Origin of the sequence: Tahibacter aquaticus (assembly GCF_004363655.1) — a bacterium.
Classification (GTDB): Bacteria; Pseudomonadota; Gammaproteobacteria; order Xanthomonadales; family Rhodanobacteraceae; genus Tahibacter; species Tahibacter aquaticus.
Genome location: NZ_SNZH01000004.1, coordinates 436,882 through 447,283 on the forward strand (window position 1 = coordinate 436,882; position 10,402 = coordinate 447,283).

The following is a 10,402-nucleotide window of genomic DNA, read 5'->3' on the forward strand; positions in this document are numbered from 1 at the left end:
TCGGCCCTGGGCTGAGTAAAAACCCGGTTGACCTTGTTCCAATGAGCGCGGAATACCAATTCGCCTGCGTACCCTGGGACGGACCAGGCATGCCGGGGAAGCCACGGTTTTTGCACCCGCTACCATCAACCTGCCCGTCGTTTCGACCCAAAAGGTGGATTTATGCACATCAGCAAGTTTGTGTCCGGTCTTTGCCTGCTGTGCCTGTCCGGTGCGGCCTCGGCAGGAGTAGCCGGCTTCTGCAATGCAAACCCCATCACCATCACCGACAACGCTACCGCCAGCCTTTAACCGTCGGCCATTACCGTGACCGGCGCACCGGGCAGGATCACCGGCGTGACGGTTTCCCTGTTCGGCTTCAGCCATGCCTTCCCCGACGATGTCGGCCTGGTACTGGTCGGACCCGCCGGCCAGGCACTGCTGCTGCAGTCCAGCGCCGGCGATGCCGCTCCCGTCAGCGGCGTGAGTTATTCCTTCAGCGACACGGCCAGCGGCCCGCTGCCCGATCTGACTGCCTGGACCTCCGGCAGTTTCAAGCCCACCAATTACCTGGGCACGGACACCTATCCGGCGCCCGGCCCTGGCACTACGTACTCCAACCCCGGCCCGTCCGGCGGCGGCACGGCGACCTTCGCCAGCGTGTTCGGCGGAACCACATCCAACGGCACCTGGAATCTGTGCGCCGTCGACTTCGCCACCGGTGACGCAGGCTCCATCGCCAACGGCTGGTGCATCGATTTCACCGGCACGCCGGTGTCGCTGCAGCAGTTCAGCGTGGACTGAATCAGGAGCGCCGCCAGCCCTGTGCGGCGGCCCGCCATCATCGACAGATCGGGAGTCAGCAATGCGTCCTAGCCTAGTTCTCAGCGCGTTCACGCTGGTGCTGGCGGCATCTTCTGCCGCCGCCAAAACGCCGGATATTTCCAGCGAGCCGCAGCTCGTGCTCAACAGCCGTTCCAGCAGCGGCCAGACCGCCGCGCCGCCGGCCCCGCCCGCGGTGCGCCCGCGCGGCGGCACCTCGTATACCAATGCCACTGCCATCACCATCACCGACTGCCCGAACCCCTGCCCGGCCTCGGGCCAGGCGGCGTCGCTATACCCGTCGCCGATCGCCGTCGCCGGCGAGACTGGCGTGGTCGAGCGCGTGTCGGTCACCATCAATGGCTTCAGCCATGCCTTCCCGGCCGATACCGATTTCCTGCTGGTATCGCCCTCGGGCCGCAAGAGCGTGCTCATGTCCGACTTCGGCGCAGGCTCGCGCGGCGTCAGCAACATCAACCTGGGCCTGGACGACTACGCCGCCCGCCCGGTGCCCTCGACCGTGACCGGCAACACCGGCGTGCCCTTCGTCACCGGCAGCTACCGGCCGGCCAACTCCGGCACTACCGACCTGTTTCCGGCCCCGGCCCCGGCCGCGCCGTATACGTATACCTTGTCGGCCTTCAACGGCGACGCGCCGAACGGCACCTGGAACCTCTACATCATCGACGACGCCAACCTCGACGGCGGCAGCATCTCTCCGGCGGCTGGACGATCAGCTTCGATGTGCGTCCGCCCGCACCGGGTGCCGGCGACATCCTGGTCAGCGAATTCCGCACCCGGGGCGAAGGCACTACGCCGCCGGGCTCGGACGGCTCGGCCGACGAATTCATCGAGCTGTACAACAACACCGACAACAACATCACCGTGATCGACGCCCTGCCCGGTGCCGACCCCACCAGCCCGACCGGCGCCGGCTGGCGCATCGCCGGTGCCCAGGGCGCGACGGAAACGACATTCCTGGTGCTTCCGCAGACCCTGTCCACGGGCGGCCCGCTCGCCCTGCCGCCGCGCGGCCGTTTCCTCATCAGCAGCCAGCCGACCACGCCGGCACCGGCAGGCAACACCTATAGCCTGTCCACCTACCCGACCGGCACCGGCATCACCGCCAGCGGCTCGGCCAACATTTCGGTCAACCCCGCTTCGGCAGCCGTGGGCTTCCTGCCCGACGACGTCGGCCTGGCGGTATTCAGCACCGCCGCCGCACTGACGCCAAACCGGCTCGATTCGGTCGGCTACAGCTCGGTGACCAATGCCAACTACAAGGAAGGCAGCGGCCTTGCCCCGGCCGCCGGCGTCACCGCGGCTGGCCAGCACAGCTGGGTGCGCCGCTACAGCAGCAGCGGACCGCAGGACACCGGCGACAACGCAGCCGACTTCGTGCTGGTATCCACCACCGGCGCCACCCTCAGCGGCGTAGCCTCGGTACTGGGCGCGCCCGGCACGGAACGCGGCACGACCGCGACGGCGTATACAACGATCAGTTCGCCCATTATCCACAGTGGCGATATCGCGGTCAGCCTGATCGACCCGCTGGTGAACTCCGTCACCGCGCCTAACCAGGTACGCGATCCGACGGCCGTGGCCAACGGCGCCGCCGGCACGCTCAAGCTGCGCCGCCGCTTCACCAACAACACCGGCCTGCCCATCGTCGCCCTGCGCTACCGCGTGATCAAGATTCCGACCCTGACCGGCGGTGCGGCCGCAGCCGGCGACTACCGCCTGCTCAATTCGCCGGCACAGACCATCACCCTGACCGACACCACGACCGTGTCTTCGCAGGCACTGAACGTACAGACCCCGGCGGCGCAGGCATCCGGCGGCGGCCTGAACTCCAGCGTGGCCGAAGGCATCATCACCACGACGGCTCCGCTGGCCAACGGCGCCAGCACCGTGGTCGAGTTCAACCTCGGCGTACAGGTAGACGGCAGCGCGCGCTTCCCTATCGTGCCGGAAGCATTGACCGTACCGCCGCAGTAAACGCCAGCAACAGCAGCAGATAACAAAGGGCGCGGATGACATCCGCGCCCTTTTTCTTGCATTCACCGGCGAGCGCATGTGCGAAGCATCCGCCTGCGCGCGCACCGCGACCTTAAGCCGCACCGATTGGCGGCGCGCCAGCAGTTACCGCCGCCGGCACAGCGGTATCCTGCAGTACACCGCTCGACAGCGGTCGCCCAGGACACCGCCATGCGTGCTTCGTCAGACCGCGTCACCACCGTGGATATTCCTGCACAATCGTACGTTGTCAATTTTTATGCGACCACCGACCTGGCCGACGCCTACGCCGTCGAGCTGCCGCGCGATGCATCGAACGATCCCGAGGTGCTGGCGCGTTTCATCTTCTCGCGATCGCCGCGCTGGGCCGGCTGGCTGATGCACCTGCGCGATGCGCTGGTTGCCGTGTTCGGCCTGAAGACCGCGCGCCAGCTGCAGGCGCTCGATGCGGTTGCGATGAAGCAGCGCGTCGGCCTGTTCCGCATCTACCGCCGCAAGCCCACCGAAATTCTGCTGGGCGAAGACGACAGCCACCTCGACTTCCGCCTTTCGGTGCTGTGCTCGCAGGAATCGGCGCCGGCGGCCACGCGACGGCTCACCGTCTCGACCGTGGTGCACTGCCGCAACCGGCTCGGCCGCGTCTATCTTTTCCTGATCGCGCCGTTTCACCGGCGCATCGTGCGCGCGTCGCTGCGCCAGGCAGCGCGCGCGGGCTGGCCTACGGCGGCATAGACCCGTCTGCGATGGATGCGGGCTTTTGCCGCGCATGCAGCAGGGCTGAAAATTCTCGACAGACCGGCTGGCAGGCGAACGGCAACGCGCAGCCATGTCCTAGCCTGCACGCCGCACGGATCAGTTGATCGGTCAACACGCACCGCTCATACACCGCCGTCAGAAACCACGCGGCATCGTTGTCGTTGGCAATGCCGCTGCCGCCCAGCCATCGGCATGAACAGCATCGGCAGCTCATTGAAACCGTTTTCATCGCAAGCAAGGCGCGAGTACAGGGACTGGAAATTCACGCAGAGCACGTCGAGAGTCGCGTCACACACACCGCGAAATTTCCACCGGGCGACTCGAGCACTCCGCGTTTTTTGTGTGTTGGTTTTCGCAGGCGTGCAGGTCTTATGGCAGGGCGAGAGTAAACCTGCCCCTGTCTACAATCGTGCTCCCCCAACCCGACGGAGTATTCCATCAACCGCCATCTACTCGCCGCGCTGCTCGCCCTGACCAGCGGCGCCGCTTCCGCCGAAATCGTCACTGTGCGCTACGAATTCTTCGACGACGCCGCCTATTCCTACCGCTACGGCTGGTTCGGCTCTGACCTCGGCCCGACCGAAGGCACCATCCTCGGCACCAAGCTCGTGCTCAAGGATTACCGCGTACCGGCCGGCCTCGACGCGGCACACTTCCACTTCGACTTCGCGCTCCCGACCACCGGAACCTCGCCGTCCATCTTCATCGAAGGCACCGAGATGGGCTGGTCCGGCACCGGCACGTTCGATTTTGAAATGAAGACCGACGGTTTCAACGGCACCATCCTGCCCGGCGGCTTCGGCGCCACCATGATGCACGTGCTGCCCGACGGCAGCGCCATCGCCGGCGGCACGTTCTTCGGCGACCAGTACCTCGAATTCACCGTCGACCGTATTCCGCCGGACGAAATCTTCCTCAGTTCGTTCGAGGAGAACTTCGAAGAGGCGAACGAAACGCACGCCGCCTACCCCGCTCACTGACAACGCCACGCCGACGGCGGCGCTCCTCCTCTCACCAAGCCGCCTTTCCCCCTTCGCGTCACGTCGCGCCGTCAAGGCGTGCGTGGCGTCCCGACTGCAGCGGCGGACCCGGACACGGTCCGCCGCTGCGTCGAGCGCAGCGAACACCGTGGAAGACGGTCTAGGGACTGGAGATTCATGCAGAGCGTTTCGAACGCCCAGTCATGCAGGCAGCAAATCTGGGCTGTCAGAATCCCATTGCCCCCTCGCGAATGCAGTCACCGATTTCCCACCATTTTCGTCATGCTGAAGGCCAGCGGCGGAAATCCCGAACTTGAAAAGCACGGTTATTCCGTAGGTGAATCTCGGGTCTGCATCGAGCTTCTTCAGTCGTTCCAGCCACGTTTCACTTTCACTCCACTCAAGCTGAATTCCATCCACTGAAATTTCCGTCAGAGGGCGGTAGAGGCTTATGCAAACGAGCCGCACGGTTGCCAGGTCGTAAACCAGCTGCAGAGAGTTCCCGAACCGATATTCGGTCAGTGTTTTTTCCTCTCTGTCTTCACCGACATGGTCTGCGTTTCCCACCAAGCCCTTGATTTCATCACGCCCCATTCCGAACTTGAGTGGCCCGACACCTTCATAAGGAGTAATCACATAGTTAGTCATGCGTCAGATTTCCCCTACGGCAGTAGACCGTTCTTTTGAAGGCACTTGAAATATTCGAGCATTTCCAACATTGCTTCATTGTATTTGGTCGGATCTGCTGTTCGGCCAGCAACAGACAGCCTTCCGCGTCCGCGCGATACATGTCGTAGGTAGAACGCAGCACGACAGGGGCGCAGGTTCGCAATGTACAGATGCTGCTTACCGCGACGGCCTGCCGAGCGGAAATGTACGCATTGGCCGTTCAGATGGCGCCGGGCACCGCCGTCCAGCTCGAAATCCACGCTGATCGACTGGCCCAGCAGATCGTCGGCGGAAACGCCTTTCTCCTCGCTTTTCAGCGTGAGCTGCAAGTCGAACAACGCGGAAAGCGCTTCGCGCCCCTGCAACATGTCGAAGCGCAAACGCTCGGGGCCAAGCGGCGTAGTGACGTTCAGGGTGCGATTCATGGCGAAACCCCTCGGCAGATGCAGGCCATCTCACCCACGCAGCGCAAGACAATACCGCCGCGCATGGAATAGTTTAATAATGCATCAAAGACTAACAGATATTTTTTGCAACAATGAAACGATGACCATACCCTGGCAGATGGCCTAGGCATGTGTGTCGCCAGCGCGGCATCCCTCTCACTGAACTGACGAACTGGCATCGTCCAGCCACCCCGGACAGCGCGGGGACTGACAGGACCGCCGCGGCCGACGCACGCGCGCAAGCCGACAACGATTCGCGCGCGTCTGGCGGATTTCCCTCAATGGATACGGGGGTTTTTCGATACTCAGGCGCACAGATTCAAGGCAGCGCGGTTCTTTTCTGGAAAACTTCTTTTGCATCGTTTGCAACAGATATTCAAACGCTGCAACGGCCCAGCGCGACGCCGCCCACAACGGCAGCGCTATCTGTCCACATTGAGGAGTTCTTTCATGACGCAAAATCTTGTCGACCTGGTGTTCACAGCCGAACAACTCGCCGCCTTCGACGCAGCCCTGGACCAACTCGAAACCCTGTGCCAGGGTTTCATATCCCTGACGCCCGACGAACGCCGCTCGCTGCGGCACATGGGCTCGGTTTCCGAGCCGTACTGCCGCAAGACGCTCAGCGTGATGTCGCAAAACCCGCAAGTGATTCCGGCCAGCGTCAACCTGGCTGGCGGCCTGCAAGACCTGGCCACGCTGGATACGCTGGCGCCGCGACTCGACCGCCTGCAACGCCTGTCCGAGCGCGGCGAAGATACGGAAGCCGCGCTGGGCAGCGACATCATGTCGCTAGTATCCGAAGGCTATGCGCTGCTGGACGTGGCGGGGAAAAGCCAGGGACTGGACAGCCTGCGCAAGGAGCTGTCGGTACGATTCCGGCGGCGCAAGGCAGCCAAGGACGAGGGTACGGAAACCTGAAGCCCCGCGCCCGCTGCCAGGACCTGGCAAGACAGGGCCGGCACGGGGCTGCTTTGCCCTTCCCCTGAACGGTAAAACGAGCCTGGCCCAGGGCCAGGCTCTCCCGGCGTTTCGACACCTGGGCATGGATGGAAACCGCTTCTTGGGACCGACGCAAGGCCCGGTAAGTTAACCTGACCCCGTTATCCCGAATCACATGGGGCCAAGCCAATGCCGATTGACGCCAAATTGATTCGCGTAATGATCGCATCACCCGGCGACGTTTTGGCCGAACGCGAAATAATACGAAAGGTGATTCAGGATTGGAATGCTGTAAATGCCATTGATCGTTCGACTGTGCTCATGCCGATTGGCTGAGAAAACGACTCGTCTCCGGAAATGCACGGCCATCCTCAGGATCTGATTTCCAAACAAATACTAAAAGATTGTGATCTTCTTATAGCCGTATTTTGGACAAGGCTCGGCAGCCGGACTGCATCCGCCGCCAGTGGCACAGTACAGGAAATCGAGGAACACCTTGCTGCCTTGAAGCCAGCAATGATCTATTTTTCTTCTGAACCAGTTAGGTTAGATAGCATTGATCCCGAACAATACATCGCGCTGAATGAGTTCAAGAACGAATGCAAGCGTCGAGGGCTAATAGCCGAGTATGGGACGAAGTCAGCCTTTCGCGAAATGCTCACACAGCATCTTGCTCTGACAATAATTCGTCAGTTCCAAAGAAATGAGGCCGATAGATTCGGCATACCTTCCGTGTCACAACGCCCTCCACCTCTAAAGCTTTCGAGCAGCGCTGAGGATCTACTCAGGTTTGCATCAGAAGGACATGAAGGGACGGTTGTAATGTTCTCAACACTCGGCGGCCTCACCATCGAAGCTTCAGGAACAACTCTTGTTGGAGAGGGTTCTGATCCGCGGGAAGAAGCCAATTGGCGATCTGCCTTGAAAGAGCTGTTCGACAACGCACTAGTCGAAGATAGAAGCGGCAAAGGAGAGGTGTTTCAGCTAACGCAGCGCGGCTATGACGTAGCGGACGCTATCGGCCCGTATGTTTATGAACCCGACCCACCTGACTGACCGACAAACTGGGTAAGGGTTTAATTCGTGGGCGATGTCAGCGGCAACGGGGGCTCCAGCGCAAGGTTTATCAGAGGTTTCTTGGCATTGCGAGCCGGCTTTGTTTTTTTGGGTCAACGAATTGGCGTTGAGTCAGCGCCATTTGGGTTCTCCGCAGTGGGTACGCTAGCTTCTGACCGCGTCAGCAACTAACCGGGGCAAGTCCACCTGGCCAGTTTTCGGCAACGCCCGTTTTTCGGGAGTCAGGTTGGACCGTTATTTGCGTCCGTCAACTTGCGAATCCACGGTCTTCTGGAGTTCGAGTGATGCGTCACGAACCAAATCGTAGAGCTGCTCAGCGATCTTTATCCCGTTGTCAGTGACCATAGGCTCGTTGCTATCGGTGAGATGGAACTCGAATGATCCATCATTTGCCAGAGCTGCCGCACTCTCAATTTGCTTGAGTATTTCTGTTGGTAGCACAGGTTCGTATTTGTAGAGGAATTCATCAAGACTATCCGCATGTCTCGAGAATTCAGTTGCAACTTCCCAGCAGGCTTCATAAAAGTCCATATCCGGATTTCTCTTACGGGGAAGCATTGATCTCGACATTTTTCTAAGCTCTGTCAGTGCGGCAAACTGCCTGGAAAAAAAAACTTCTGAGTTCTTCAGCGACAACTTCAACCGCTCGATCTCTCTCGTAAGTTCTGACTTGTAAGTTTCAAGATGCCTGTCAAAGTTGTGCTTAATGGCGGACTCAATCCCCTTTTCCACGAGAATTTTTACCAGAACGCTAGCGCCGATGGCTGTAAAGCCAGCGCCCCCGAGTATCGCCATGATGTTATCAATGTTCATAGTCGCCAATTTCCTGAATTGAGTTAAGTATTCCGACGCCGACTCCTCCGTCAAAAATCTCGACAGGGCACGCAGATCCCGCCGCTGCGTCACTCGCGCCTGCTGCAATGACCCAGCCGTTTCTGCACAGGTCACGCCGCTAATTGGTAGACCTAAGCGGGCGTCTACATGCCAAGCGCCTGGCGGTACTAGATATCTGCGGTATTTAATGCCCGGGAATGCTGCGTAAAGTAGCGACCGACCTCATTGGCGGAATGAAGACCATCGTCGCCCCTCGGCTTGGAAGTGGCGAATATTATCTGATGCTCGACTAAGTACGACGCGCTTTCGTCCGCAATGATGCTCTGAAGACGACGGCTCCGCTCCGGCTCTAGTCCACCATCATCAACCCCGTCAAGCATTATGAATCTCGGCACGCGCATCTGCGAATCTCTTGTGCTCACACCAAGCAACGCGAGGTGAAAGAGATGCCGCAATACCACCGCAGAGCTTTCGGAAAAATTTCGAACACCATTGACAAGAACATTATTGTCGGCAAATTCAAATCTTACTTCTCTTGCGTGAATAAATTCTTCCTGGCGGGGCAAATCCAGCTTGAGCAATCTTATTAGCTCATCTTCGATTGCAGAGGCCACCGCAATCTTTCTTTTTTCTTGCCTAGCAAGCAAATCGTCTATGACAACATTCAGCGTTGCCTGCTCGGACGCTAGCTCGTCGCGTTGTTTCTGCAAAGCCGTAACTGCACCAGCTAGCGCTTGCTGTTCATGAGCTTGTTTCAGCGCTTCCGTAAGCGAACCCACATTTCTTGCCGCATCTTCAATTGCCAATTCCGCCTCAGTAGACCAGCTAAAAGCGATAGAGAGGTACTCGCTTTCTAGTCTTTTTACCTCGCTGTCCAAGCGAGGCAGCTCACGATCAAGTTCACCAATTTCAGCGTCCCGACTTGACATTAGATGCGAAGATTCTTTTGTCTGAATGGCTAGCTCGTTCTTCATTCGAAGAAGATTGCTGGACGTATCCTGCTTCGGCAAAGCATGTTTGCATAGATGGCAGTGTTCGCCACGCGCCACCCCGTCTATTTCTGAGAGACATGCTGGACACACAGAGAACTCGAGTCCATCCAAGATTTCTCTGGCCACTTGTGACTCTTCAAGATGCTTAACGCGGCGCTTCAATTCCTCCAGAAATAGCCGCGAATCCTGCTGCTGCAATTTCAGTTCAACCAACCGATCCTTAGCCTTGTTGCGTGAAGCTTCAGAGTTACGCAACTTGGCGCGAAGTTCCGCCGCGCGGTCAACGACCTTTTCATCGGGCGACACATAGTTATCTCGCTTAAGTTTCGCGGCTTCTAGATCTGCCATCGCCTCTAGCCGCGCGTTGTCGAGAAACTGAACGCGTTTAGACGCATCCTCAACACTGAATCCTTTGGCGTGCCCGAGAACCGTGTATATGCCCGCCAGTGAACCGCCCCGGCTTCCCCGGAGACTCCATCTCTTGAGAGGATGGAGCAATGAGCAAGTCAGCAAATTTTCCGAAGGAAGTGCGCGAGCGTGCGGTTCGGCTGGTGCTGGAACAGCAGGACAGCCACGCATCGCAATGGTCGGCGATCGGTTCGGTCGCGGCAAAGATCGGCTGCACGCACGAGACGTTGCGACGCTGGGTGCGTCAGGCCGAGCGTGACGAGGGCAAGCGAGCCGGCCCGACGACGAGCGAGCAGGAACGCATCAAGGCGCTGGAACGGGAGAACCGCGAGCTGCGCCAGGCGAACGAGATCCTGCGCAAGGCGTCGGCGTATTTTGCCCAGGCGGAGCTCGACCGCCGACCGAAGTGATGAAGCGGTTCATCGACGAGAACCGGAACGTCTACGGGGTCGAGCCGATCTGCAAGGTGTTGCCGATCGCC

Annotated in this window: 10 protein-coding genes, 1 pseudogene and 1 other annotated feature; of the genes and pseudogenes, 7 read left to right on the forward strand and 4 right to left on the reverse strand. The window is 59.8% G+C overall.

Annotated features, from left to right (window positions below; all coding sequences use genetic code 11):
* Positions 1-336: 336 nt before the first annotated feature.
* The 4 genes from DFR29_RS09370 (at position 337) to DFR29_RS09385 (ending at position 4,553) form a co-directional block, all read left to right on the forward strand.
* Positions 337-783: a hypothetical protein gene (locus DFR29_RS09370; RefSeq protein ID WP_133818312.1), complete on the forward strand. Its 447-nt coding sequence runs from the start codon at positions 337-339 to the stop codon at positions 781-783.
* Positions 784-1,545: 762 nt separating this feature from the next.
* Complete coding sequence (locus DFR29_RS09375) at positions 1,546-2,799, forward strand: hypothetical protein (protein ID WP_133818313.1); 1,254 nt, start codon at positions 1,546-1,548, stop codon at positions 2,797-2,799.
* 210 nt (positions 2,800-3,009) lie between these two features.
* Positions 3,010-3,549, forward strand: coding sequence for a DUF2867 domain-containing protein (locus DFR29_RS09380; RefSeq protein ID WP_133818314.1), 540 nt, complete (start codon positions 3,010-3,012; stop codon positions 3,547-3,549).
* A 530-nt stretch (positions 3,550-4,079) separates the two neighbouring features.
* Positions 4,080-4,553: a hypothetical protein gene (locus DFR29_RS09385; RefSeq protein ID WP_133818315.1), complete on the forward strand. Its 474-nt coding sequence runs from the start codon at positions 4,080-4,082 to the stop codon at positions 4,551-4,553.
* A gap of 201 nt (positions 4,554-4,754) precedes the next feature.
* On the opposite strand, the gene DFR29_RS09390 is transcribed toward DFR29_RS09385, so the two are convergent.
* On the reverse strand, positions 4,755-5,201 hold the full coding sequence (locus DFR29_RS09390; RefSeq protein WP_133818316.1) for a hypothetical protein: 447 nt from the start codon (positions 5,199-5,201) through the stop codon (positions 4,755-4,757).
* A gap of 14 nt (positions 5,202-5,215) precedes the next feature.
* The gene (locus DFR29_RS09395) at positions 5,216-5,647 is read right to left on the reverse strand and encodes a contractile injection system protein, VgrG/Pvc8 family (protein ID WP_133818317.1); all 432 of its coding nucleotides are present in this window, start codon (positions 5,645-5,647) and stop codon (positions 5,216-5,218) included.
* Positions 5,648-6,118: 471 nt separating this feature from the next.
* On the opposite strand from DFR29_RS09395, the gene DFR29_RS09400 reads away from it, so the two are divergent.
* Entirely contained in the window at positions 6,119-6,589 is a 471-nt protein-coding gene (locus DFR29_RS09400) for a hypothetical protein (protein WP_133818318.1), read from the forward strand.
* A gap of 378 nt (positions 6,590-6,967) precedes the next feature.
* Positions 6,968-7,666 carry a hypothetical protein gene (locus DFR29_RS09405; protein ID WP_133818319.1) on the forward strand — a complete coding sequence of 233 codons (699 nt, stop codon included), beginning with the start codon at positions 6,968-6,970 and terminating at the stop codon, positions 7,664-7,666.
* 255 nt (positions 7,667-7,921) lie between these two features.
* Here the strand turns inward: DFR29_RS09405 and DFR29_RS09410 are convergent, their stop codons facing one another.
* On the reverse strand, positions 7,922-8,500 hold the full coding sequence (locus DFR29_RS09410) for a hypothetical protein (RefSeq protein ID WP_133818320.1): 579 nt from the start codon (positions 8,498-8,500) through the stop codon (positions 7,922-7,924).
* A 188-nt stretch (positions 8,501-8,688) separates the two neighbouring features.
* Positions 8,689-9,861: a coiled-coil domain-containing protein gene (locus tag DFR29_RS09415; protein ID WP_133818321.1), complete on the reverse strand. Its 1,173-nt coding sequence runs from the start codon at positions 9,859-9,861 to the stop codon at positions 8,689-8,691.
* A 149-nt stretch (positions 9,862-10,010) separates the two neighbouring features.
* Between DFR29_RS09415 and DFR29_RS09420 the strand changes: the two are divergent.
* Positions 10,011-10,402 (forward strand): annotated as a pseudogene (locus DFR29_RS09420) (transposase); the annotation flags it as partial.
* Positions 10,289-10,402: a sequence feature (AL1L pseudoknot), on the forward strand. This feature is flagged as partial in the annotation. It overlaps the preceding pseudogene by 114 nt.

Bases quoted from the DNA above. Each gene is read 5' to 3' on its own strand.
- DFR29_RS09395 (WP_133818317.1), bottom strand. From the start codon at position 5,647: ATGAATCGCACCCTGAACGTCACTACGCCGCTTGGCCCCGAGCGTTTG.
- DFR29_RS09415 (WP_133818321.1), bottom strand. From the start codon at position 9,861: ATGGCAGATCTAGAAGCCGCGAAACTTAAGCGAGATAACTATGTGTCG.
- DFR29_RS09390 (WP_133818316.1), bottom strand. From the start codon at position 5,201: ATGACTAACTATGTGATTACTCCTTATGAAGGTGTCGGGCCACTCAAG.
- DFR29_RS09380 (WP_133818314.1), top strand. From the start codon at position 3,010: ATGCGTGCTTCGTCAGACCGCGTCACCACCGTGGATATTCCTGCACAA.
- DFR29_RS09405 (WP_133818319.1), top strand. From the start codon at position 6,968: ATGCACGGCCATCCTCAGGATCTGATTTCCAAACAAATACTAAAAGAT.
- DFR29_RS09410 (WP_133818320.1), bottom strand. From the start codon at position 8,500: ATGAACATTGATAACATCATGGCGATACTCGGGGGCGCTGGCTTTACA.
- DFR29_RS09400 (WP_133818318.1), top strand. From the start codon at position 6,119: ATGACGCAAAATCTTGTCGACCTGGTGTTCACAGCCGAACAACTCGCC.